The sequence below is a fragment of the Microbispora sp. ZYX-F-249 genome (genome assembly GCF_039649665.1).
Lineage (GTDB): Bacteria > Actinomycetota > Actinomycetes > Streptosporangiales > Streptosporangiaceae > Microbispora > Microbispora maris.
The window spans coordinates 124,374-146,350 of the sequence record NZ_JBDJAW010000012.1; the positions used below are offsets into that span (position 1 = coordinate 124,374).

Annotated in this window: 20 protein-coding genes and 1 pseudogene; 13 read left to right on the plus strand and 8 right to left on the minus strand. The window is 74.0% G+C overall.

Features of this window, described 5'->3' with window-relative positions; all coding sequences use genetic code 11:
• Window positions 1–18: 18 nt before the first annotated feature.
• A pseudogene (locus AAH991_RS16830) lies at window positions 19–654 on the plus strand (sterol desaturase family protein); the annotation flags it as partial.
• A 204-nt stretch (window positions 655–858) separates the two neighbouring features.
• Here the strand turns inward: AAH991_RS16830 and AAH991_RS16835 are convergent.
• Window positions 859–1,425, minus strand: coding sequence for a TetR/AcrR family transcriptional regulator C-terminal domain-containing protein (locus tag AAH991_RS16835; protein ID WP_346226843.1), 567 nt, complete (start codon window positions 1,423–1,425; stop codon window positions 859–861).
• A 253-nt stretch (window positions 1,426–1,678) separates the two neighbouring features.
• On the opposite strand from AAH991_RS16835, the gene AAH991_RS16840 reads away from it, so the two are divergent.
• Entirely contained in the window at window positions 1,679–3,307 is a 1,629-nt protein-coding gene (locus AAH991_RS16840; RefSeq protein WP_346226768.1) for an ABC-F family ATP-binding cassette domain-containing protein, read from the plus strand.
• A 21-nt stretch (window positions 3,308–3,328) separates the two neighbouring features.
• Here the strand turns inward: AAH991_RS16840 and AAH991_RS16845 are convergent, their stop codons facing one another.
• Entirely contained in the window at window positions 3,329–3,652 is a 324-nt protein-coding gene (locus AAH991_RS16845; protein ID WP_346226769.1) for a VOC family protein, read from the minus strand.
• A 112-nt stretch (window positions 3,653–3,764) separates the two neighbouring features.
• Between AAH991_RS16845 and AAH991_RS16850 the strand changes: the two genes are divergently transcribed.
• The 5 genes from AAH991_RS16850 to AAH991_RS16870 all read left to right on the plus strand — a co-directional run bounded on the left by AAH991_RS16850 (window position 3,765) and on the right by AAH991_RS16870 (window position 9,032).
• Complete coding sequence (locus AAH991_RS16850) at window positions 3,765–4,259, plus strand: GNAT family N-acetyltransferase (RefSeq protein WP_346226770.1); 495 nt, start codon at window positions 3,765–3,767, stop codon at window positions 4,257–4,259.
• A gap of 470 nt (window positions 4,260–4,729) precedes the next feature.
• Complete coding sequence (locus tag AAH991_RS16855) at window positions 4,730–5,902, plus strand: sensor histidine kinase (RefSeq protein WP_346226771.1); 1,173 nt, start codon at window positions 4,730–4,732, stop codon at window positions 5,900–5,902.
• Window positions 5,899–6,564 (plus strand): response regulator, encoded by a 666-nt coding sequence (locus AAH991_RS16860; protein WP_346226772.1) that lies wholly within the window; start codon window positions 5,899–5,901, stop codon window positions 6,562–6,564. The genes AAH991_RS16855 and AAH991_RS16860 overlap by 4 nt, the downstream gene beginning before the upstream one ends.
• 8 nt (window positions 6,565–6,572) lie before the next feature.
• Window positions 6,573–7,292, plus strand: a complete 720-nt coding sequence (locus AAH991_RS16865; protein WP_346226773.1) for a helix-turn-helix transcriptional regulator — start codon at window positions 6,573–6,575, stop codon at window positions 7,290–7,292.
• 297 nt (window positions 7,293–7,589) lie between these two features.
• Window positions 7,590–9,032, plus strand: a complete 1,443-nt coding sequence (locus AAH991_RS16870) for an MFS transporter (protein WP_346226774.1) — start codon at window positions 7,590–7,592, stop codon at window positions 9,030–9,032.
• Between the two features lie 259 nt (window positions 9,033–9,291).
• On the opposite strand, the gene AAH991_RS16875 is transcribed toward AAH991_RS16870, so the two are convergent.
• The 4 genes from AAH991_RS16875 to AAH991_RS16890 all read right to left on the minus strand — a co-directional run bounded on the left by AAH991_RS16875 (window position 9,292) and on the right by AAH991_RS16890 (window position 11,286).
• Window positions 9,292–9,702, minus strand: a complete 411-nt coding sequence (locus AAH991_RS16875; RefSeq protein WP_346226775.1) for a VOC family protein — start codon at window positions 9,700–9,702, stop codon at window positions 9,292–9,294.
• A 52-nt stretch (window positions 9,703–9,754) separates the two neighbouring features.
• On the minus strand, window positions 9,755–10,072 hold the full coding sequence (locus AAH991_RS16880) for a DUF952 domain-containing protein (RefSeq protein ID WP_346226776.1): 318 nt from the start codon (window positions 10,070–10,072) through the stop codon (window positions 9,755–9,757).
• Window positions 10,069–10,740, minus strand: a complete 672-nt coding sequence (locus AAH991_RS16885; RefSeq protein WP_346226777.1) for a TetR/AcrR family transcriptional regulator — start codon at window positions 10,738–10,740, stop codon at window positions 10,069–10,071. Before AAH991_RS16885 ends, AAH991_RS16880 begins: the two co-directional genes overlap by 4 nt.
• A gap of 150 nt (window positions 10,741–10,890) precedes the next feature.
• A complete protein-coding gene (locus tag AAH991_RS16890; protein ID WP_346226778.1) occupies window positions 10,891–11,286 on the minus strand; it encodes a cupin domain-containing protein in 396 nt (131 codons plus the stop codon).
• Window positions 11,287–11,338: 52 nt separating this feature from the next.
• Here AAH991_RS16890 and AAH991_RS16895 point away from each other — a divergent pair, with 52 nt between their 5' ends.
• Window positions 11,339–12,397: a GlxA family transcriptional regulator gene (locus AAH991_RS16895; protein ID WP_346226779.1), complete on the plus strand. Its 1,059-nt coding sequence runs from the start codon at window positions 11,339–11,341 to the stop codon at window positions 12,395–12,397.
• Between the two features lie 3 nt (window positions 12,398–12,400).
• Here the strand turns inward: AAH991_RS16895 and AAH991_RS16900 are convergent, their stop codons facing one another.
• Window positions 12,401–12,724: a DMT family transporter gene (locus tag AAH991_RS16900; protein ID WP_346226780.1), complete on the minus strand. Its 324-nt coding sequence runs from the start codon at window positions 12,722–12,724 to the stop codon at window positions 12,401–12,403.
• 241 nt (window positions 12,725–12,965) lie between these two features.
• Between AAH991_RS16900 and AAH991_RS16905 the strand changes: the two genes are divergently transcribed.
• On the plus strand, window positions 12,966–14,513 hold the full coding sequence (locus tag AAH991_RS16905; protein WP_346226781.1) for an amino acid permease: 1,548 nt from the start codon (window positions 12,966–12,968) through the stop codon (window positions 14,511–14,513).
• On the opposite strand, the gene AAH991_RS16910 is transcribed toward AAH991_RS16905, so the two are convergent.
• Window positions 14,445–15,170, minus strand: a complete 726-nt coding sequence (locus tag AAH991_RS16910) for a TetR/AcrR family transcriptional regulator (protein WP_346226782.1) — start codon at window positions 15,168–15,170, stop codon at window positions 14,445–14,447. The two genes, AAH991_RS16905 and AAH991_RS16910, sit on opposite strands and share 69 nt — an antisense overlap.
• A 151-nt stretch (window positions 15,171–15,321) precedes the next feature.
• Between AAH991_RS16910 and AAH991_RS16915 the strand changes: the two genes are divergently transcribed.
• From AAH991_RS16915 to atzF, 4 genes are read left to right on the plus strand one after another with little or no spacing between them, the layout of a single operon-like run.
• Entirely contained in the window at window positions 15,322–16,137 is an 816-nt protein-coding gene (locus AAH991_RS16915; protein WP_346226783.1) for an urea amidolyase associated protein UAAP1, read from the plus strand.
• Window positions 16,134–16,745 carry an urea amidolyase associated protein UAAP2 gene (locus AAH991_RS16920; protein WP_346226784.1) on the plus strand — a complete coding sequence of 204 codons (612 nt, stop codon included), beginning with the start codon at window positions 16,134–16,136 and terminating at the stop codon, window positions 16,743–16,745. Before AAH991_RS16915 ends, AAH991_RS16920 begins: the two co-directional genes overlap by 4 nt.
• Window positions 16,742–20,263, plus strand: coding sequence for a 5-oxoprolinase/urea amidolyase family protein (locus AAH991_RS16925; RefSeq protein ID WP_346226785.1), 3,522 nt, complete (start codon window positions 16,742–16,744; stop codon window positions 20,261–20,263). Before AAH991_RS16920 ends, AAH991_RS16925 begins: the two co-directional genes overlap by 4 nt.
• The gene (gene atzF / locus AAH991_RS16930; RefSeq protein WP_346226786.1) at window positions 20,256–21,941 is read left to right on the plus strand and encodes an allophanate hydrolase; all 1,686 of its coding nucleotides are present in this window, start codon (window positions 20,256–20,258) and stop codon (window positions 21,939–21,941) included. Before AAH991_RS16925 ends, atzF begins: the two co-directional genes overlap by 8 nt.
• The last annotated feature ends 36 nt before the right edge of the window (window positions 21,942–21,977 follow it).

The following is a 21,977-nucleotide window of genomic DNA, read 5'->3' on the forward strand; positions in this document are numbered from 1 at the left end:
TACGGCTACGTGCCGTTCATGCTCGTCGGCGTCGACGGCGCCGGCGTCGCCCTGGCCGCGGCCGGCGCCGCCGAGCTCTGGCTGCTCGGCCTGCTGCTCCTGGCGGTCGGCTGCTCGTTCGCCGCCGAACGCCTGCTGCCGTACGAGGACGCCTGGAACGCCCCGCTGTCCGGGGACGGGCGGCGCGACGCCGTCCACGCCTTCGTCAACGAGAGCCTGCTGCTCGTCGGTGTGGCGGCCGTCCCGCTGCTGGCCGCCCACGTCACCGTCGTCGGGCTGTGGCCGCGTTCCTGGCCCTTCGTCGTGCAGGTGACGGCCGCCGTGCTGGTCGCCGATCTGGGGATCACCCTGGTGCACTACGCCAGTCACAAGGTCGGCGTGCTGTGGCGCTTCCACGCCGTCCACCACTCGGTGAGACGGTTCTACGGCTTGAACGGGCTGATGAAGCACCCTGTGCATCAGACGGTGGAGACGACCGCCGGGGTCGCCCCGTTGTTGCTGATCGGCCTGCCCGTCGAGGTGGCCTCCGTGCTGGCGCTCGCCGTGGCGGTCCAGTTGCTGCTGCAGCATTCCAACGTCGACTACCGCGTCGGAGCGGCCAGGTATGTGCTGGCGTTGAACGAGGGGCATCGCTTCCACCACCTCAAGTGGGCCGGCGTCGGGGATGTCAACTTCGGCCTGTTCACCCTCGTCTGGGACCACCTGCTCGGCACCTTCTCCTACGACCCCGCCCGCCGGTTCTCCTCCGAGCTGCTCGGCATGGCCGCCAAACCGGGCTACCCCACCGGCTATCTGCGCAACTGGCCGAGCCCTTCCGCGCCTCGGGCGCCTGTCACGCCGAGCCGTCCCGGCCCGGTTCTACTCCTGCCGGGACGTGATGGGAGCCGCGCCGGCCTGGATTCCGTCCAGGAGCCAGTCGAGGCCGATGGTGAAGCTGGTGTCCCAGTCGCCGTCGGCGACCAGGGGGCCATGGGCGGCGAGAACGGGATAGTCGCCGCTCTTGGCGCGGAAGAGATCCCGGGCGGCCTGTCCCGCGGCGTGCTCGCCCCGCGCCGTCCAGGTCGTCTGCATGAGCGCGGACCCGATGACATAGTTGGACAGCCCGTACGCCGCGGCGGTCAGGTGGGGTTCGGCGACCCCGGCCCGCACGAGGGTGGCGTACAGGAACTCGCTGCGGGCGAGCACGTTGGGACCGAGCATGGGGCGGCCCAGCAGCGCCGCGGACCAGGGGTGGTCCAGGAGGACGGCGCGCCACCCGGTGATCAGGGCGGTGACGTCGGCGCGCCAGCCTCGGCCGGCCTCCCCGGGGATCTCGACCGCCGCGAAGATCGCGTCGAGGGCGAGGTCGAGGACGTCGTCCTTCGTCTTCAGGTGCCAGTACAGCGTCGTCGAACCGGTGCCGAGGCGTTCGGCGAGCCGCCGCATGGTCAGCCGGTCGGCGCCCTCCTCGTCCAGGAGGGCGACGGCCTCCTCGACGATCCGGTCCCGGCTGAGCGGCGGCGCCTCACGCGCCGCCCGCGTGGGCGGCCGCAGCCACACCTCTCCGGCCGATCCCGAGCCTTTCCCCGCCACTTCGCGTCCTCCTCGTCGCCGGGAGCGAGTCTAGTATGGTGATCGGCTACCGGACCAATGATCCGGTGGCCGGAACGCCGATCCGGAGAGGCGGTAGGGGACGACGATGGCGGGACACGTGGAGGTGGACCGGCTCACCTACGTGCTGCCGCACGGACGGCTGCTCCTGCACGAGGTGTCCTTCCGGGTCGGCGACGGAGTCAAGGCCGGGCTGGTGGGGCCGAACGGCGCGGGCAAGACGACCCTGCTGCGGCTCATCAGCGGGGACCTGCGCCCGGACGACGGCCGGGTGGTTCATTCGGGCGGGCTCGGCGTGATGAGGCAGTTCATCGGCGGCGTCCGCGACGAGCGCACCGTGCACGACCTGCTGCTGTCGGTCGCCCCCGAGCGGGTCCGGGCCGCGGCGGCGGCCCTGCGGCGGGCGGAGTCGGCGTTGGCGGCGGGTGAGAGCGAGGCGGCACAACTGGCCTACGCGCAGGCGATCAGCGACTACGCCGACGCCGGGGGTTATGACATGGAGGTGGTCTGGGACACCTGCGCGACGTCGGCGCTCGGCCTGCCGTACGACGTGGTCCGGCGACGGCCGGTGGGCTCGCTGTCGGGCGGGGAGCAGAAGCGTGTCGTGCTGGAGGCGCTGCTGCGCGGCCCGGACCAGGTGCTGCTGCTGGACGAACCGGACAACTACCTGGACGTGCCCGCCAAGCAGTGGCTGGAGGGCCGGCTGCGTGCCACGCCCAAGACGGTGCTGCTGGTCTCCCACGACCGGCGGTTGCTCGCCGAGGCCGCGGACCGCATCGTCACGGTGGAGTCGCGCGGTGTGTGGGTGCACGGCGCCGGCTTCGCCACCTACGCCCAGGGCCGCCGCGACCGCATCGACCGGCTGCGGGAGCGGCGGCGCCGCTGGGACGAGGAGCACGCCAAGCTCCGGCGCCTGGTGCAGACCCTGCGGCAGACGGCGGCCGGCAACGACGCGGTGGCCTCGGCCTACCGGGCCGCCCGCACCCGGCTGGAGCGGTTCGAGGAGGCGGGCCCGCCCGAGCGTCCGCCGAGGCGGCAGAACGTCCGGATGCGGCTGCGCGGCGGCCGGACCGGCAAGCGGGCGGTCGTCTGCGAGGGCGTGGAGCTCACCGGGCTGATGCGGCCGTTCGACCTGGAGATCTGGTACGGCGAGCGCGTCGGCGTCGTCGGGTCGAACGGCTCGGGCAAGTCCCACTTCCTGCGGCTGCTGGCCGAGGCCGGCGGCGGCGCCGTCGCCACGGTGCGCCACAGCGGTTCCGTACGGCTGGGCGCCCGGGTGGTGCCCGGCCACTTCGTGCAGACCCACGCCCGGCCCGACCTGCACGGCCGCACCCCCGCCGAACTGGTGACAGCCGGGCACGCGCTCACGCTGAACGACGCGATGGCGGCACTGGCCCGTTATGAGCTCGCGCCGGCCGCCGAGCAGCGGTTCGAGACCCTGTCCGGCGGGCAGCAGGCACGGCTGCAGATCCTGCTGCTGGAGCTGTCCGGTGCGACGCTGCTGCTGCTCGACGAGCCGACCGACAACCTCGACCTCGCCAGTGCCGAGGCCCTGCAGCAGGGGCTGGCGTCCTTTTCCGGCACGGTCCTGGCCGTCACGCACGACCGCTGGTTCGCCGCCGACTTCGATCGCTTCCTCGTCTTCGGCGCCGACGGAACGGTGTACGAAAGCGCCGAGCCGATGTGGGACGAGGCCCGGGTCCGGCGCGGCCGTTAGGGCACGCCCCGGGGCTGCCGTTCAGGACACGCAGATGCAGAACTCGTTGCCTTCGGGGTCTCGCCAGACCTGCCAGAGGTTCTCGTGCATCTCCCCCACGGGGGTGGCTCCGAGCGCGGCGGCGCGGGCGACCGCGCCGGGAAAGTCGTCGGTGACCAGGTCCAGGTGGATGCGGTTCTTCGCGGTTCCGGGCTCGGGGACCCGTTGCAGGGCCAGGCCGGTGCCGAGACTGATCCAGTCGTCCTCGCGGCGGGTGACGTCCCGTTCCAGAAGCCGGCTCCAGAATCCGGCGAGGCCGTCGAGGTCGTTGGCGTCGATGACCACGCCACCCACGCGAATGCTCATTCCTGTCCTCTCGGCGTGCGGGCGATCCCGCCCGGACCGGTTGTCCGGGCCGTTCCGGATCTCGACCATGGCAGAAGGAGGATCACCCGGGGAAGAGCGGAGAATCGCGAGCATGGATCGGGTTGTCATCCGCCGTCTCGGCGGCGCGGACTGGCGTACCTGGCGCGAGCTCCGGCTGGCGGCACTCGCCGACGCGCCCGGCGTCTTCCACGGGGACCCGGAAGAGGAACGCGCCTACGACGAGGCGCGGTGGCGGACGTGGGCCGAGGAGGGTGTCAAGGTGGCCGCGTTCGCCGCGGACCTGCCCGTCGGCGTGGTGGCGGGGCGGGTCCCGGCGGATCGGGCCGGGGCCGTGGAGCTGTCGGGGATGTGGGTGCGGCCCGAGGTCAGAGGCGGGCGGATCGCCGAGCGCCTGGCGCTGGAGGTGGTGGCCTGGGCGCGGGAGACGGGACGTCCCCGGGTGGAGCTGTGGGTCATCTCCGGCAACGGTCCCGCCGAACGCCTCTACCGGCGGCTCGGATTCCGTGACACGGGCGAGTACGAACTTCATCCGCACGACCCCGGCCTGCGCAAGTACGTCATGGCCAAGGCCACCGGGGCAGGGTGACGCCTTTGCCCGGCGGGCGGCCAGAGCGCGTACACGATGCAGGAGCGGCCACCGTGGCGGTGCACCCCAGCGATCCGGGATCCGGCTCCCAGGTCTGGACGCGGCGCTTCCACGCGGCCGGCACCATCGCATGGTTGATGTCCGCCGGCCAGCGATCGCTCTCGGAGAACATGGGGGGCAGTATCAGCAGGACGAGAACGCCAGCGATCATGGCCGTGGCGCCGTGCCTGAGCAGAACCCCCAGGCCCAGCCCGACGAGACGGAGCCCACACTGCCGACAGGACCCCCGCCCGGGCATGAGGCCGTGGGCGGCGAGCGCGCGGCGCGGATCGGCCCGTGGGCGTACGTCCCCGGGCCGACGCCGCGTGAGCGGCCGCCGGTTAGTCTCCCGGCATGGATCCCGTAACGGCCGGCCCATCGCCTGCGCGCGTCGCATGCCGCGGCCTTGCCCGAGGAAGGGCACGCCGCCGATGACGAGAACGAAGGCCATGGCCTGGGCCGGGGGCGCCTCCTACCTCCTCATGGTGGGTCTGCTGGTGGGGGGAGCGCCGCGGGCGCCGGGCATGGTCCACGCCGCCGGCGCCCTGCTCGCCGTGACCCTGCTCGCCGGCGTGGTGCGGCGGATGCCGCTGCTGGCGCTGGCACTGGCGCTGTTCGGATCCACCGCCGTGGTGGTGGGCGCCCAGGGCCCCGTCGATGAGCGGCTGGCGGCCTATCAGGGCCGGTTCCTGTCCTATCTGGCGGTGGACCTCGTCCTCGGCTTCGTCGTCGCCACCTGCGCGCGCCGGGCCTCGATCGCCGCCGTGGCCGTGTCGTTCACCGTGCAGTTCCTGGTGATCGGTGGCTTCGCGCACGGCGACGACCTGACCGGCGACGGCGTGATCGCCGTCCTGGCGATGGCCGCGTCGTGCATGGCCGGTCTGCTGAGCCGTGAGCGCCGCGAGCACGCGGCGGCGCTGCGTACGCAGGAGGTGGCCGAGGCCGTGACCGCGGAACGGCTGCGGATCGCCCGGGAGCTGCACGACATGGTCGCGCACAGCATCGGCATCATCGCCATCCAGGCCGGTGTGGGCAGCCGTGTCATCCAGACCCAGCCCGCGCAGGCCCAGGAGGCGCTGCGCACCATCGAGGCCACCAGCAGACAGACCCTGTCGAGCCTTCGGCGCACGCTTGTGGCGCTGCGTCAGGCCGACGGGGGCGAGACCGCCTCGGCGCAGTCATCGCTGGCGCCCGCGCCGGGCCTGGCGGACGTCGGCCGGCTGGCGGCGGCGACCGCGGACGCGGGGGTACGCGTCGACGTGCGCCGCAGTGGACGGCGACGGCCTGTGCCCGCCGACATCGATCTGGCCGCCTACCGCATCGTGCAGGAGGCGCTGACGAACGTGGTCCGTCACGCGGGCACCGGCTACTGCCGGGTGTCCATCGACTACGGGGATGAGGACCTGTCGGTGGAGGTCGTCGACGACGGCTGCGGTGTCACGGGGAACGTGCCGCCGCACGGTTTCGGCATCGTGGGCATGCGGGAGCGGGCCGCCCTGGTCAACGGCCATCTCAGCGCGGGGCCGCGCCCCGAGGGCGGCTTCCGGGTGGCGGCCCGGCTGCCGCTGCCCGACCCTTCCCACGCCGCGGTGGAGGCCCGATGACCGTCCGGATCCTGCTCGCCGACGACCAGCCGCTGGTGCGGTCCGGGCTGCGTGTGCTCATCGCCGACCATCCCGACCTGGAGGTCGTGGGTGAGGCCGCCACGGGCTCCGAGGCGGTGAGGCTCGTCGGCGACCTCGGCCCCGACGTCGTCGTGATGGACATCAGGATGCCCGGCATGGACGGGATCGAGGCCACCCGGCGGATCACGGCCGGTCCGGCGACGTCCCGCGTCCTCGTCCTGACCACCTTCGACGAGGACGACCACGTCTACGGCGCGCTGCGGGCCGGCGCGAGCGGTTTCGTGGTCAAGGACATGGCGCTGGATGACATCCTCGCGGCGATCCGGGTGGTCGCCGCCGGCGACGCGCTGATCGCGCCGAGTGTGACGCGCCGCCTGATCGCGGAGTTCGCCGGGCGCCCCGGAGCCGCCAAGGAGCGTCCCCGACGACCGATCGAGGGCATCACCGAGCGGGAACGGGAGGTGCTGACCCTGGTGGGACGCGGCCGGTCGAACACCGAGATCGCGCAGGACCTGTTCATCACGGTGGCCACCGTCAAGGCGCACGTGTCACGGCTGCTCACCAAGCTCGATGCCAGGGACCGGGTCCAGCTCGTGATCACCGCCTATGAGATGGGGCTCGTCGGCACCCGGGCGGGATAATGCCGGGCATGTACGGGGAGAGGGCCTCGCGGGTGCCGGGGGCGGTGCTGTGGTGGAGCACCGCCCCGGGCTCGGCGACCGGCGAGCGGCGAGTGCTGCCGGACGGGTGCATGGACGTGATCTGGGCGGACGGGGCGCTGCTGGTGGCGGGCCCGGACACCGGCGCGCACGTGGTGCGCGACCGGCCCGGCGTCCGCTATGTGGGGCTGCGCTTCGGCCCCGGCACCGGCCCGGTGGTTCTCGGCGTCCCGGCGCACGAGTTGCGCGACCGGCGGGTGCCGCTGGCCGACCTGTGGCCCGGCGCCGAGGTACGGCGGCTGACCGAGCGGGCGGGCGAGGCCGCCGGCCGGCACCCGTCGCCGGACATGTTCCTTGGCGCGGTCCTGGAGGAGGCGGCGGCGCGCCGGCTCCACGCCGCGCCGCGTCCCGCCGACGCCGGTCTCGTCGGCGCCGTCGTGGACGGCGTGCGGGCGGGCCTTCCGGTGGCGCGGATCGCCGCCGACGCCGGAGTCGGCGAACGGCGGCTGCACCGCCGGTGCCTGGACGCGTTCGGGTACGGGCCGCGCACGCTCGGCCGGATCCTGCGGATGAACCGGGCGGTGGACCTGGCCCGCCAGGGCGCCCCGTTCGCCACGGTGGCCGCCGTGGCCGGGTACGCCGACCAGGCCCACCTGTCGCGCGAGGTGAAGTCGCTGACCGGGGTGACGCTCGGCGCGCTGGCCCGCTGAGCGTCACCCCGGCCCCGGGGGCGGACCCGGCAGCGTGATGCCGCTGACCAGGGGGGATGCCGGGTGGCGAGAGTAGACTCCAAGTACTGCCCGAGACAGACGCCAGGTTGCCCAGCCTTCCGCGACAGGTGATGAGGGGGCCGGTGGAACCCGTGTGCGGGGGCGCCGTGTCGACCAGCCGGATTCGGGGGTCTCGCTGTGACACGCAACTCGTCGACCTGTCCTCTCCGTTCCGGCGACGGCTGCGGTCTGTCTCGGCGGTCACCAGGTGTCCGGCACCGGGAGCGCTGAGCGGGTATGGCCCGGCTGCTGAGGGAGAGGGCGCGTCCGGCCCGTGTGCGGGGGCACCGGCACGCGCCCTGGTTCGCGGTGGCGGCGGTGTGCGTCGGTGCGTTCATGGGGCAGTTGGACGCGAGCATCGTCACGTTGATCTTCCCGGCTCTTCAGCGCGGGTTCCATGCGCCGCTGGCGGCGGTGCAGTGGGTGGCGCTGGCCTATCTGCTCACCGTGGTCGCCTTGCTGGCGGGTGCGGGTCGCCTGGCCGACGTCGCGGGGCGCAAGCTGGTCTACCTGTACGGGTTCGTCGTCTTCACCGTCGCGTCGGCGGCATGCGGGTTCGCGCCGTCGCTGCCCGTCCTCGTGGCCTGCCGGGTGGCGCAGGCGGTGGGGGCGGCGATGTTGCAAGCCAACAGCGTGGCTCTGGTGGTGACCAGTGTCCCCCGGCATCGAGCGAGGGCGGCGCTGGGGGTCCAAGCCGCCGCCCAGTCGCTGGGATTGGCCATCGGCCCGCTGGTGGGCGGACTGATCGTCGCCATGGCCGGCTGGCGCTGGGTCTTCTGGATCAACGTGCCGGTCGGGCTGGTGGCCGTGCTCGCCGGACGCTATCTGCTTCCTCGCACCCGCGAGCGGGCACACGGCCGCGCCTTCGATCTGGCCGGCCTGGTGCTGCTCGCATGCGCGACATCGGGCCTGCTGCTGGCCGTCTCGGCGGCGTCCGGAATGGAATGGCCGATGTGGGCGGTCGTCGCTCTGCTGGCCGTCGCCGCGGCGTCCGCGCTGGCCTTGCGAGCCAGGGAACGGCACGCGGCCGCCCCTCTCCTCGATCCCGCCATGGTGGGCAGACGCGTGGTGGCGCTGGGGCTGGCCGGCGCGATGTGCGGGTACCTCGTCCTATTCGGCCCGCTGGTGCTCATCCCGCAGGTGCTGCTCGCCGCCGGTCTGAGCGAGCCACACGCAGGGCTGGTGCTCAGCGCACTGCCGGCGGGGTTCGCACTGGCCGCGCTCGCGGCCGATCACCTGTTGCCGCACCGTTGGGGGAATCGGCCGCGCTGCCTGGCCGGGGCCGCGGCGGTCGCCGCAGCGGTCGGGCTGGCGGCGATCGCGCCCACCGCTCCCGGTCCGCTGGCCGTTCACCTGACCTTGCTGGGTGCCGGTCTCGGCGTGTTCGTCCCGGCCAACAACGCCGCCGTCATGGCCGCCGTTCCGACACGGTTGTCGGCGACTGCCGGAGGATTGATCAACATGTCACGCGGTGTCGGGACCGCGCTGGGCATCGCCGTCGTCACCCTTGCCCTGTACGCCGCGGGAGGACCGGGAACCGCCGGAGCCCGGGTCGCGTTGGCGGTGCTCGGGGGCGCGGCGCTGACCGCCGCGCTGACAGTGCTCCCGCCAGCGGTCCCGCCAGGGGTTCCGCCGCCCGGGACCGGTGACACCCACGACGGGGCGGACGACCGGCGATGACCATGGCCGCGGGCGGCCGGCCTCCGCCGGGACCGGTCAGGACCGGGCAGCGCGGGCGACGCGCCGCGCCGCCCGCGCCCTACGAGGCCGGGCCGACGGTGCATGGCCCGGCCCTCAGCCGGGGTCATCCGTCTGTCCGCTGTGTTGAGCACGGTCGCCGTGCTCCTCATCATGGTCAGTCTGCTGCCTGGATAGGCCGCACGGCCGCCGCCGATCAGGAGGAGCCCGGCGGGCGTGGTGGGCCCGCGAGCGGGGCGGGTCAGGTGGCGGGCAGGGCGGTGGGCAGGGCGGCGAACAGGTCCACGCCGTTGCCGTCCGGGTCGTGCACCGACGCGTAGCGCTGCCCCCAGAACGCGTCCCACGGCGGCAGGTGTCCCTCGTATCCGGCCTCGACCAGCTCCGCGTACAGGCGGTCGACCTCCTCGGGGCCGTCGCAGCGGAAGGCGAGCCCCATGCGCGGCCCGCCGCTCGCGGGTGACCAGGAGGGGTCGAACGAGCGGACGGTGCCGGCGGTGTCCCACGCGAGGCGCAGCCCGCCGGGCAGGGTCACCTCCACGTGGGGCTCGGTGTCGGCCGAGGGCGGGATGTCCAGTCCGAGCCGGCGGTAGAAGGACAGGGAGGCGGCCATGTCGGTGACGACCAGGCCGATGAGATCGAACGAAGGTGCCATGGCGGCCACGCTAGGGGGCGGGCCGGTCGGCCGTCTTGAACGAATCGGACGCTCAGCGGGAGAAAGGCGTGACGGCCGTGACGGCGGCCACCGGGATCGGCCCGTAGATGTGGGGAAACGCCTCCTTGCTCCCCTCGGGCACCTCCAGCCTGACCGGGCAGCCGAGCCGGTCCTCGTCGATCTCCAGCAGCACCAGGGGCTCGGCGACGCCGGCGTAGTAGCGGTTCGCGACCCCTCGCGCCTGGGTCAGGTCGGCGGAGGCGTGGATGTAGCCCTCCTCCGCCAGGGTCCGGCCGAGGGTCGAGACGCGGTATTCGCCCGCCGTGACGGCCGCGTCCCAGTCGGCGGCCAGCGCGAGATGGAAGATCATGGGCCGACCCTAGCGGGCGGTCCGAGCGCGGCGAGCGCGCGGGCCACCGCCTCCCTGGCCCGGTCCCTGGAGTCGGGGCGGGCCTCGACGACGTCTTCGACCCACAGTCCCGACAGCAGGCCGGCGACGAAGCGGACCTCCGCCGGCCCGCAGGGGTAGCCGGCGCGCTCCAGCACCCCGGCGACGACGCCGTCGCAGCCGTCGGTCCAGGCGCGGGCGATGGCCTGCAACGCCGGATCGCGGCCCGCCTGCAGGTACAGCTCCCACAGGCCGAGCTGGCGCAGCCGGTCGGAGGCGTACACGCCGGTGAGCGTCTCGGCGACCGCGGGCGCCGTACGGCCGTGGAGGCGGTCCACCGACTCCCGCATGCGGGCGAGTTCGCGCTCGACGAGCAGGGCGAACGCCTCGGCCAGCAGCTGGTCGCGGCTGCTGAAGTAGTAGGAGGTGGCGGCGAGGGGAAGGCCGGCCCGGCGGGCGACGGCGCGGTGGGTCACGGCGGCGAACCCGCCGTCGCCGAGCAGGTCGACGGCCGCGTCCAGCAGCGCCTCCCGGCGGCGTACGGCACGCTCCTGCGGACGCCGCGGCCGCGGGGCGGTGAGCGCCCGCACGGCCACGCCACGTGCGGGGGCCGCCGCCGGTACGGGTACGGGCCGGTCCTGATCGGGCACGCCGTGATCCTCCCCTGGATCGTCGGGGGCTCCCCCGCCGGCCGGTGAGCCGTGCCGGATCACCCTCAGATCGTTCCTGACAAATCATGCCCTGCTCGGGGCGGGCCGGGCGGCCGAAGACGCCGGCGCCGAACGCACGCCGTCCCGCCCTCAGGAGCCGAGCGCGTGGCCGGTCGTCGCGTCGACGTGGCCGGGGATCTCGGCGTGGCGGTCGCCGACCGTGGACGTCCCGGTGGGCTCGAACATGAGGATCGCGGCTCCGGTGGGAGCCGACGGCCTGTGCTCGGTGCCCCGGGGCACGGTGAACACCGACCCCCGGGGCAGCCGGACCGTGCGCTCGCCGCCTGGCTCCCGGACGGAGATGAACAGCTCCCCGCCGAGCACGAGGAAGAACTCGTCGGTGTGGTCGTGGACGTGCCAGACGTGCTCGCCTTCCACCTTGGCGACGCGTACGTCGTAGTCGTTGACGCGGGTGACGATGCGCGGGCTCCACAGGGCGTCGAAGGAGGCCAGGGCCTCGCCGAGGGCGATGGGTTCGTTGCTCACGAGTGCATCCTGGCCCCTGCGGCACGACCGGCGTGAGTGCTAGGAATAGCGCATGGCGCAAGGATCCTCGCACGACACGCGCGGAGCCGGCCCGCACCGGGTCGTCCTGATCGTGGACGAGAACTCCAACCCCTTCGAGCTGGGCTGCGCGACCGAGGTGTTCGGCCTGCGCAGGCCCGAGCTCGGGCGCGACCTGTACGACTTCCGGCTGTGTTCCCCCGAGCCGCGCACGCTGATGCGCGACGGGTTCTTCACGCTCGCGGGCGTCGCCGGCCTGGAGGCGGCCGAGTCGGCGGACACGGTGATCGTCCCCAACCGTCCCGACGTCGAGGTGCCGCGCCGCCCCGCCGTGCTGGACGCGATCCGGCGGGCGCACGCGCGCGGCGCCCGCCTGGTCGGCTTCTGCAGCGGCGCTTTCACGTTGGCCGAGGCGGGGATCCTCGACGGGCGCAGGGCCACCGCGCACTGGCAGTGGGCGGCTTCCTTCCGGGCCCGATTCCCCGCCGTACGGCTCGAGACGGACGTGCTGTTCGTGGACGACGGTGACATCCTGACCTCCGCGGGGAGCGCCGCCGCGCTCGACCTCGGGCTGTACATCGTCCGCCGCGACCACGGCGCGGAGGTCGCGAACTCGGTGAGCCGCCGGCTCGTGTTCGCCGCGCACCGCGACGGCGGGCAGCGGCAGTTCGTGGAGCGGCCGGTGCCCGCCGTGCCGGACGAGTCGCTGGCGCCCGTCCTGGCCTGGGCGCAGGAGCGGCTGGACGCCCCGCTCACGGTGTCCGACCTCGCGGCTCGCGCCTCGGTCAGCGCGGCGACGCTGCATCGCCGCTTCCGGGCGGAGCTGGGCACCACGCCGCTGGCGTGGCTGACCGGGGAACGGCTCGCCCTGGCGTGCCGGCTCATCGAGCGGGGAGAGTCGCGCTTCGAGACGGTCGCGCGGCGCAGCGGCCTGGGCACGGCCGCCAACCTGCGCACGCTGATGCGCCGCAAGATCGGGCTCACGCCGGTGGAGTACCGGCGCCGGTTCGGCCCGGTGACAGGCACGGCGACAGGCACGGCGACAAGCCCGGTGACAAGCCCGGTGACAGCGGAGGGTGCGCCGCGGGGGTGACGGTCAGTGCGCGCCGGACAGGTTGAGCACGGCGACCCCGGCGATGATCAGTGCGATGCCGGCGGCCTTGACGAGGTTCATGTGCTCGCCGAGGAACATGGCGCCGATCAGCGCGATCGCGGCGGTCCCGGTGCCCGCCCAGACCGCGTACGCGATCCCGACGGGCATGCGGAGCTTGAGCGCCCAGGCCAGCAGGACGAACGAGGCGATGTAGCCGACGGCGACCACGACGGTCCAGCCCCAGCGGCTGAAGCCGTCGCTGAGTTTGAGCGCGGAGGTGGCCAGGACCTCCGAGGCGATCGCGCCGACGAGCAGGAGCCAGGCCATGGGGGAACCTCTCCGAACAAAAACTGTACGCTTGTCCCAATTTTACTCGGCAAGGCGTCGCAGCACCATGGGCGGACCAACCGGGTGCTCCAGGCTTGTGAACCGTCGGCCGGGGTCCTGCCGGCCGGGCCAGCGGTGAGGGATGCGTTACGGCGGATGAACGCGCCCGTGACGACGGGGAAACGACGGCCCCGTACATATCTGTCAACCGACAGAAATCCCCCCAGCTCCCGGAGCCACGATGGCCGTCACCGTCCCTCCCTCGCCCCCCACCGACGAGAGCGCCCTGCAGACGTTCGGCTACCGCCAGGAGCTGCACCGCAGCATGGGCAGGTACGCCTCGTTCGCCGCCGGATTCTCCTTCATCTCCGTGCTGACCACGGTCTTCCAGTTCTTCGCCTTCGGGTACGCCTCCGGCGGCCCGGCCTTCTTCTGGACCTGGCCCGTCGTGCTGGCCGGGCAGATCATGGTCGCCCTCTGCTTCGCCGAACTCGCCGCCCGCTACCCCATCTCCGGCGCCATCTACCAGTGGTCCAGCCGGCTCAGCACGGCGGCGTTCGGCTGGTTCGCCGGATGGATCATGATCCTCGGGCAGATCGTCGTGATCGCCGCCGCGGCGCTCGCCCTGCAGGTCGTGCTGCCCGCGATCTGGCCGGGCTTCCAGCTCGTCGGCGGCGACCCCGCGCCCACCACCGCCACCGGGGCGGCCAACGCCGCCGTCCTCGGCCTCGTCCTGCTCGCGCTCACCACGACCGTGAACGCCGTCGACAACCGCGTTCTCGCCCGGATCAACAGCATCGGCGTCACCGCCGAGATCATCGGCGCGGTGCTCATCGTGGTGCTGCTGTTCACCCACGCCGAGCACGGCCCCGGCGTCACGTTCAGCACCGGCGGGCACGGCGGGGCCGTCGGCGCGCTGCTGGTCGGCTCGTTCACCGCCGCCTACGTCCTCATCGGGTTCGACAGCGCGGGCGAGCTGAGCGAGGAGACCCGCAGCCCCCGGCGGGTCGCCCCGCGCACCATCCTGACCGCGCTCACGGCGGCTGGGCTGCTCGGCGGGCTCATCGTGTTCGCCGGTCTGCTCGCCGCGCCCAGCCTGACCGACGGAAGGCTGGCCGCCGAGGGCCTGTCCTACGTGCTCACCAGCAGCCTGGGCGACTGGGTGGGCAAGCTGCTGCTGGCCGACGTGGTGCTGGCGATCACCGTGGCGACCATGGCGATCCAGACCGCCGCCACCAGGATGCTGTTCTCCATGGCGCGCGACGGGGTGATGCCGTTTTCCGCCGCGCTGTCCAGGGTCTCGCCCCGCACCGGCATGCCGACCGGGCCCGCGCTGGTCACCGGAGTGGCCGCCGGGGCCGTCCTGCTGCTCAACTTCGCCTCTCCCGAGGCGTTCCTGGCCATCGGCACCACCTGCATCGTGCTGCTCTACCTGGCGTACGCGATGGTGACGGGCCCCCTGCTGGTCCAGCGCCTGCGCGGCGGCTGGCGGGGCGGGGCGCCGGCCGGGGTCGCCGAGGACGGCAGCCGGCTGTTCAGCATGGGCCGCTGGGGCCTGCCGGTGAACGCGCTGGCCCTTTGTTACGGCCTGGCGATGGCGGTCAACCTGGCCTGGCCGAGGGCCGAAGTGTACGCCCCGATCACCGGCCACTGGTTCTTCCAGTGGTTCACGCTGCTCTTCCTTGCGGCGGTCGTGGCTCTCGGCGCGCTCTACCGGCGGCTACGCCGGCCCGCCGCCCTTCTTCCGCAGGTCGGGCAGATCCCCGTCGGCAACACCGGCCAGGCGTAGCGCCGCGTCGGCGGTGGCGGCGGCCAGCGTTTCCAGGACGCCGGCCGCCATCGCGCCCGTGGTGTCCCTGCGGATCAGGATGACGCCCTCGATCAGCGCGAACAGCAGGTCGGTGCGCAGCGCCCGTTCGGCGGGCGTCAGCGCCGCACCGGCGGAGGTGGCGGCCAGCAGCCGCCCGTAGGTGTCCTTGAGCTCGCCGCGCATGCGCCGGAAGCCGGCGAACCGCTCGGTGCGCACCTCGGGCAGGAGATAGAGCGCGCCCAGGTTGTGCGGGCCGGAGCACAACAGCCCGGCGTCGCAGTGGCACAGCTGCCACAGCCGCTCCTCCGGCGTGGCACCGGTCAGGGCGCGGGCGGCCTCCAGCGAGGGCCGCACCGTGCTCTCCAGCAGTTCGGCGAGGATGTCCTCCTTGCCGTCGAAGTAGTGGTAGATCGACGCCTGCCTGATCCCGGCCCGCTCGGCCATCGCCCTCGTCGAGGTCGCGGCGTAGCCGTGCGTGGTGAACAATGCCGCCGCCGCGGTGAGGATCTCCTCGCGCGGGCTCAGGTCGCTGCGCGGGCGCGCGACGGCCCGCGGCCTGCCGACCCTTCGTACGCCGGAGCCGGTCCCCCTGGAACTGGGCGGGTCGGAAATGGGCAGGTCGGAACGGGCACTCACCCGACGATCGTCGCACACCTCCCCCGGGCCCTCGTGGCTGTGCGATCTCGGTAACGGACGGGAAACCTCGCGGCGCGTGCGAGGAAACACGCGCCGCCTAATTTCTGTCACACGACAGAAATTCCTGCCCCCTCTCACAGGAGACCGTGTCATGGCGACCAGTACGACGTACGGCGCGCGAGAGCACGCCCGCGCCCAGGAGGGCACCAGAAGCGACACCATGCCGGTGCTCCCGGCCTCGGACTGGCCCGCCCCGCCGGACGGCGTCGCCCCCGCCGACCTCGTGTGGGCCGAGACCGTCGCCGGGGGCGGCTACACCCACAAGGTGCTGGCCCGGGGCACCGAACTGCGCCTCACCGACCTGGCCGGCGACGCCTGCGCGCACCTGCTGCTCTACGTGGCGGGCCGCCCCTGGGAGCGGCTCAACGTCGCCGACACCGTCAAGGTGCTGTGGAACGCCTACCTCGGCGAAGGCCACCTGCTGCTGTCGGACCAGGGCCGCGTGCTGGCCTCCGTCGTCACCGACACCTCCGGCCGCCACGACACCGTGTGCGGGACCTCAACCCTGCGGCGCAACACCGAGCGGTACGGCGACGGCACACCGCACGGCCCCGCTCCCGCCGGGCGGGAACTGTTCACGCTCGCCGCCGCCAAGCACGGCCTCGAGCGCCGGGACCTGCCCCCGTCGATCTCCTTCTTCCAGGGCGTGCGGGTCGGCCCCGACGGCGGCCTGACCTTCACCGGCTCCGCCGGGGCCGGCGCGTCGGTCACCCTGCGCGCCGAGATGCCGCTGACCGTGCTCATCGCCAACACCGCCCACCCGATCGACCCCCGTCCGGCCTACACCTGCACACCGATGGAGGTCCTGGCCTGGCGCGCCCGGCCCACCGGCCCCGGCGACCCCCTGTGGCAGGCCAGCCCCGAAGGCCGCCGCGCCTTCCTCAACACCGCCGAGGTGACCCGATGACCCTCACCGACACACCCGTGCTCGATGTGACCGTGCCCGCCCGCGCCCCCTGGTCGGCGATCGTCCGCGCCGGGCAGGAGCTGACCATCACCGACCTCGGCGGCAACCAGGCCGTCGACTGCCTGCTGTACGACGCGCACGACACCGCCGTCCGCTACAGCGCCCCCGACACCGTCCACGCCCAGGGCGGCATCTTCCTCACCACCGGCAGCGTGCTGATGTCCAACGAACACACCCCGCTGATGACCGTCGTCGCCGACACCTGCGGCCGCCACGACACCGTCGGCGGCGCCTGCTCCAAGGAGTCCAACACGCTGCGCTACGGGCACCACACCTACTCCCAGCACGCCTGTGTGGAGAACTTCCTCATCGAGGGCGGCCGCCACGGGCTCGGCAAACGCGACCTGGTGAGCAACATCAACTGGTTCATGAACGTCCCGGTCGAGCCCGACGGCACGCTCGGCATCGTCGACGGCATCTCCGCCCCCGGCCTCGCCGTCACCCTGCGCGCCGAGACCGACGTGCTGGTCCTGGTCTCCAACTGCCCGCAGATCAACAACCCGTGCAACGGCTTCGACCCCACGCCCGTGCGGATGACGGTCCGATGAACACTCTCCTCGTCGCCAACCGGGGCGAGATCGCCGTCCGCGTCATCGCCACCGCCCGCCGCCTGGGCCTGCGCACCGTCGCCGTCTACTCCGACGCCGACCGGGGCGCCGCCCACGTCCGCCTGGCCGACCACGCCGTACGGCTCGGCCCCGCCCCCGCCCGCGAGAGCTACCTGGACGCCGGCCGGGTGCTGCGGGCCGCGCTGGACAGCGGCGCGGACGCCGTCCACCCCGGTTACGGCTTCCTGTCCGAGGACGCCGCCTTCGCCCGGCAGGTCGAGGCCGCCGGGCTGGCCTTCGTCGGCCCCACCCCCGAGCAGCTCGACCTGTTCGGCGCCAAGCACACCGCCCGCGCCGCCGCCGAGCGGGCCGGCGTGCCCCTGCTCCCCGGCACCAGTCTGCTCCCCGACCTCGACGCCGCCCTGCGCGCCGCGCGGGACATCGGCTACCCGGTCATGCTCAAGGCCACCGGCGGAGGCGGCGGCATCGGCATGCGCGCCTGCCGCGACGCCGGTGACCTGGCCGAGGCGTGGCAGAGCGTGCAGCGCACGGCCGCCGCGAGCTTCGCCTCGGCCGGGCTGTTCCTGGAACGCCTGGTCGAGGGCGGCCGGCACGTCGAGGTCCAGGTGTTCGGCGACGGCATGGGCGGCGTCGTCACGTTCGGCGATCGCGACTGCTCGCTGCAGCGGCGGCACCAGAAGGTGCTGGAGGAGGCCCCCGCCCCCGGACTGCCGCCGCGGGTGCGGGCCGGGCTCGCCGACAGCGCCGCCGGCCTGTGCGCCTCGGTGCGTTACCGGTCGGCGGGCACGGTCGAGTTCATCTACGACCCGGCACGCGGCGAGCCGTACTTCCTGGAGGTCAACACCCGGCTGCAGGTGGAGCACCCCGTCACCGAGGCGATCTACGGCGTCGACCTGGTCGAATGGATGCTGCGCCTGGCCCAGGGCGACGTGAGCCACGTGCACGCCGCCCTGCGCAACCCGCCCCGGGCCGCCGGCAACGCCGTCGAGGCCCGTGTGTACGCCGAGGACCCCAGCCGCGACCACCGGCCCGGCGCGGGCCTGCTCACCCGGGTCGAGTTCCCCGAGGGCGTGCGGGTCGACGGCTGGGTGGAGACGGGCACGCAGGTGAGCAGCGCCTACGACCCGCTGCTCGCCAAGGTGATCGCGCACGGCGCCGACCGGGACCAGGCCCTGGACCGGCTGGCCGCGGCGCTGGCCGAGACCCGGATCGACGGCGTCGAGACCAACCTCGGGCTGCTGCGCGCCGCCGTGGCCGATCCCTGCGTACGGGCGGCCGCGCACGGCACCGCCACCCTGGCCGGGCTCGCCGACGGCTCCCGCCGCATCGAGGTGGTGCGGCCCGGCACCCTGACCACCGTCCAGGACTGGCCGGGACGGACCGGCTACTGGCAGGTGGGCGTGCCGCCGTCGGGGCCGATGGACGACCGCTCCTTCCGGTACGGCAACACCGCGCTGGGCAACGACCCCGGCGCGCCCGGCCTGGAGTGCACGTTGCGCGGCCCGGCGCTGCGCTTCAGCCACGCCACGACCGTCTGCGTCACCGGCGCGCCCGCACCGGTCACCGTGGACGGCACGCCCGTCCCCCAGTGGGAGCCGGTCACCGTGCCCGCCGGCGGTGTGCTGGACGTCGGCGCCGCCGAAGGGCCGGGACTGCGCGTCTACCTGCTGATGGCGGGCGGGTTCGACGTGCCCGCCTACCTGGGCAGCGCCGCGACGTTCACGCTCGGGGGGTTCGGCGGCCACGGCGGCCGGGCCCTGCGCGCCGGGGACGTCCTGCACGGCGGAGGTCTCACCACCCACGCGGGCGTGGAGCCCGGCGGGCGGCCCGAGTTCGGGCACCACTGGCGGATCGGCGTGGTCGAGGGCCCGCACGCCGACCCCGAGTTCTTCACCGGCGACGACATCCGCGACTTCTGCGCCGCCGAGTGGAAGGTCCACCACAACTCCGCCCGCACCGGCGTACGCCTGATCGGCCCCAAACCGCGCTGGGCACGCCTCGACGGGGGCGAGGCGGGCCTGCACCCCTCCAACATCCACGACACGCCCTATTCGGTGGGCGCGGTGGACTACACCGGTGACATGCCGGTCGTGCTCGGTCCCGACGGCCCCTCGCTCGGCGGGTTCGTCTGCCCGGCCACCGTCGTCACCGCCGAACGCTGGAAACTCGGCCAGCTGCGGCCCGGGGACACCGTCACCTTCGTCCCCGCGCCCTCCGCGGTCGGCGCCCCCGGCGACGGCGGCGTGCTGCACCGCCTGCCCGAGACCGGCGAGCGGCCCCGCGTCACCTACCGGCGCAGCGGGGACGACAACATCCTCGTCGAGTACGGGCCGATGGTGCTCGACCTGGGCCTGCGCATGCGGGTGCACGCCCTGTCCGAGGCGCTCGCCGCCCGGGATCTGCCCGGCGTGATCGACCTCACCCCCGGCATCCGCTCGCTGCAGATCCATCTCGACCCGGCCGTGCTGTCGCAGCGCGACCTGCTGGCCGAGCTGCTGCGGCTCGAGGATGACCTGCCGCCCACGGGGGAGCTGGAGGTGCCGAGCCGCGTCGTCCATCTCCCCCTGTCGTGGGACGACCCCGCCACCCGGGAGGCGATCGCCCGGTACATGGCGGGGGTGCGTGACGACGCGCCCTGGTGCCCCTCCAACATCGAGTTCATCCGCCGGGTGAACGGCCTGGATGACGTGGCCGACGTGCACCGCGTCGTGTTCGACGCCGAGTATCTCGTGCTCGGGCTCGGCGACGTCTACCTCGGCGCGCCCGTGGCCACCCCGCTCGATCCCCGGCACCGGCTGGTCACGACCAAGTACAACCCCGCGCGCACCTGGACCGCCGAGAACTCCGTCGGCATCGGCGGCGCCTACCTGTGCGTCTACGGGATGGAAGGACCGGGCGGCTACCAGTTCGTGGGCCGTACGACGCAGGTGTGGTCGAGCTGGCAGCAGCGCGGCGCGTTCCGGCCGGGCTTCCCCTGGCTGCTGCGTTTCTTCGACCGCATCCGCTGGTATCCGGTGACGGCCGAGGAACTGCTCGAACTACGGGCCGACCTGGCGGCGGGGCGGTTCGAACCCAAGATCGAAGAGGGGGTGTTCCGGCTCGCCGACTACCGCCGTTTCCTGGCCGAGCACGCCGAGTCCATCGCGGCCTTCCGCGAACGGCAGGCCGCCGCCTTCGCCGCCGAACGCGCGGCCTGGCAGGCGGCGGGCGAGTTCGACCGGGCGGAGCAGTCCCAGGGCCCGGCCGAGACCGAGCTGGAGCTGCCACCGGGGTGTGCGGTGGTGGAAGCGGAGTTCACCGCGAGCGTCTGGCAGGTCGGCGTCACGCCGGGCCGGCGGGTCGCGGCGGGGCAGCCGCTGGTCGTGCTGGAGGCGATGAAGATGGAGTCCGCCGTCCCGGCCCCCGCCGGCGGCGTCGTCGAACGCGTCCTGGTCGCCCCCGGGGACCAGGTGGAGGCGGGCGCCCCGCTGGTGGTGCTGAGGAGCGATCGTGGCTGAGACGACAGCTGAGACGACAGCTGGGACGGCACTGGAACGGGCCCGCAGGGCCTACGCCCGGATCACCGAGACCGGCCGCGGCGAGATCTGGATCGACCTGCGGCCACAGGCCGAGGTGGAGGCCGAGGCCGCGGCCGTGGACGCCCGCGTGGCGGGCGGCGAGCACCTCCCCCTCGCGGGCCGGACGCTGGCCGTCAAGGGCAACATCGACGTGGCCGGGCTGCCGACCACCGCCGGCTGCCCGTCCTACGCCTACCTGCCGGACGCCGACGCCCCCGCCGTGGCCGCCCTCCGCGCGGCCGGCGCGATCGTGCTGGGCACCACCAACCTGGACCAGTTCGCCACCGGGCTGGTCGGCACCCGCAGCCCGTACGGCGCGGTGCGTGCCGCCGCCGACCCGGCGCGGATCTCCGGCGGGTCCAGCTCGGGCTCGGCGGTCGCCGTCGCGCTCGGCCTGGCCGACCTCGCGCTCGGCACCGACACCGCGGGCTCGGGCCGGGTCCCGGCCGCCTTCAACGGCATCGTGGGGCTCAAGCCCACCCGCGGCCTGATCCCCACCGGCGGCGTGGTCCCTGCCTGCCGGAGCCTGGACTGCGTCAGCGTCTTCGCCCGGACCATCCCCGAGGCCCAGCGGGCCCTGGCCCTCATGACGGATTCTCCGGCGGGGCCCGCGCCGCGCCCTGCCCGCCGCCCTGCCCGCCGTCCGGGGCCGTGGCGGGTGGCCGTGCCCGCCACCGCCGACCTGGGCGAGCTGGCCCCGGGCTGGGCCGAGGCGTTCGAGGACGCGGCCGGCGGGCTGGCCTCGGCGGGCGTGGAGATCCGCCCGATCGACCCCGCTCCCTTCCTTGAGGCCGCCACGCTGCTCTACCAGGGGGCGTTCGTCGCCGAGCGGTACACCGCGGTCGGCGCGTTCGTCGAGAAGGGCGGCCCGGACCTGGATCCCACCGTCGCCTCCATCATCACCGCGGCCCGTGACCTGCCCGCCCACCGCCTGTTCGCCGATCGGGAACGCCTGGCGGAACTCCGCGCGCGGGCCATGTCCCTGCTCGGGGACTGCGACGCCCTGCTCCTGCCGGTCACTCCCCGCCACCCCACCCTGGCGCAGGTCGCGGCCGACCCCGTCGGCGTCAACGGCGACCTCGGCCGCTTCACCAACTTCGTCAACCTCTTCGACATGTGCGCGCTGGCCGTGCCCGCCGGGCAGGTGGACGGGCTGCCGTACGGGGTGATGCTGGCCGGGCGGGCCCACGCCGACGACGACCTGGCCGCCGTCGCCCGGCTGCTCCGGCCGGCCGCCCGCCTGGCGGTGGTCGGCGCGCACCTGTCGGGGCAACCGCTCAACCACGAGCTCACCGCGCGCGGCGGCCGCCTGGTGGCCACCACCGGCACCGCCGCGCGCTACCGGCTGCACGCCCTGAGCACCGACCCGCCCAAACCCGGGCTCGTACGGGTCGCCGAGGGCGGCGCGGCCGTCGAGTGCGAGGTGTGGGAACTGCCCGCCGACGGGCTGGGCGACCTGCTCGCGGCCCTCCCCCGCCCGATGACGCTGGGCCGGGTCGAACTGGCCGACGGCACGGACGTGCCCGGTTTCCTGTGCGCCCCGGAGGGGCTGCGGGGCGCCGCCGACATCACCGCGTACGGGGGGTGGCGCGCTTACTTGCGATCGGTCCGCGGCTGACGCGGCGGGCCCTCCGGGCCGGGCACTCCGGGCCGG

What these genes read in the sequence shown, in the direction of transcription:
- AAH991_RS16860 (WP_346226772.1), top strand. Translation starts at nt 5,899, where the DNA reads ATGACCGTCCGGATCCTGCTCGCCGACGACCAGCCGCTGGTGCGGTCC.
- AAH991_RS16920 (WP_346226784.1), top strand. Translation starts at nt 16,134, where the DNA reads ATGACCCTCACCGACACACCCGTGCTCGATGTGACCGTGCCCGCCCGC.
- AAH991_RS16845 (WP_346226769.1), bottom strand. Translation starts at nt 3,652, where the DNA reads ATGAGCATTCGCGTGGGTGGCGTGGTCATCGACGCCAACGACCTCGAC.
- AAH991_RS16840 (WP_346226768.1), top strand. Translation starts at nt 1,679, where the DNA reads ATGGCGGGACACGTGGAGGTGGACCGGCTCACCTACGTGCTGCCGCAC.
- AAH991_RS16835 (WP_346226843.1), bottom strand. Translation starts at nt 1,425, where the DNA reads ATGCGGCGGCTCGCCGAACGCCTCGGCACCGGTTCGACGACGCTGTAC.
- AAH991_RS16875 (WP_346226775.1), bottom strand. Translation starts at nt 9,702, where the DNA reads ATGGCACCTTCGTTCGATCTCATCGGCCTGGTCGTCACCGACATGGCC.
- AAH991_RS16900 (WP_346226780.1), bottom strand. Translation starts at nt 12,724, where the DNA reads ATGGCCTGGCTCCTGCTCGTCGGCGCGATCGCCTCGGAGGTCCTGGCC.
- AAH991_RS16905 (WP_346226781.1), top strand. Translation starts at nt 12,966, where the DNA reads ATGGCCGTCACCGTCCCTCCCTCGCCCCCCACCGACGAGAGCGCCCTG.
- AAH991_RS16870 (WP_346226774.1), top strand. Translation starts at nt 7,590, where the DNA reads ATGGCCCGGCTGCTGAGGGAGAGGGCGCGTCCGGCCCGTGTGCGGGGG.
- AAH991_RS16850 (WP_346226770.1), top strand. Translation starts at nt 3,765, where the DNA reads ATGGATCGGGTTGTCATCCGCCGTCTCGGCGGCGCGGACTGGCGTACC.
- AAH991_RS16855 (WP_346226771.1), top strand. Translation starts at nt 4,730, where the DNA reads ATGACGAGAACGAAGGCCATGGCCTGGGCCGGGGGCGCCTCCTACCTC.
- AAH991_RS16895 (WP_346226779.1), top strand. Translation starts at nt 11,339, where the DNA reads ATGGCGCAAGGATCCTCGCACGACACGCGCGGAGCCGGCCCGCACCGG.
- AAH991_RS16880 (WP_346226776.1), bottom strand. Translation starts at nt 10,072, where the DNA reads ATGATCTTCCATCTCGCGCTGGCCGCCGACTGGGACGCGGCCGTCACG.
- AAH991_RS16865 (WP_346226773.1), top strand. Translation starts at nt 6,573, where the DNA reads ATGTACGGGGAGAGGGCCTCGCGGGTGCCGGGGGCGGTGCTGTGGTGG.
- AAH991_RS16925 (WP_346226785.1), top strand. Translation starts at nt 16,742, where the DNA reads ATGAACACTCTCCTCGTCGCCAACCGGGGCGAGATCGCCGTCCGCGTC.
- AAH991_RS16915 (WP_346226783.1), top strand. Translation starts at nt 15,322, where the DNA reads ATGGCGACCAGTACGACGTACGGCGCGCGAGAGCACGCCCGCGCCCAG.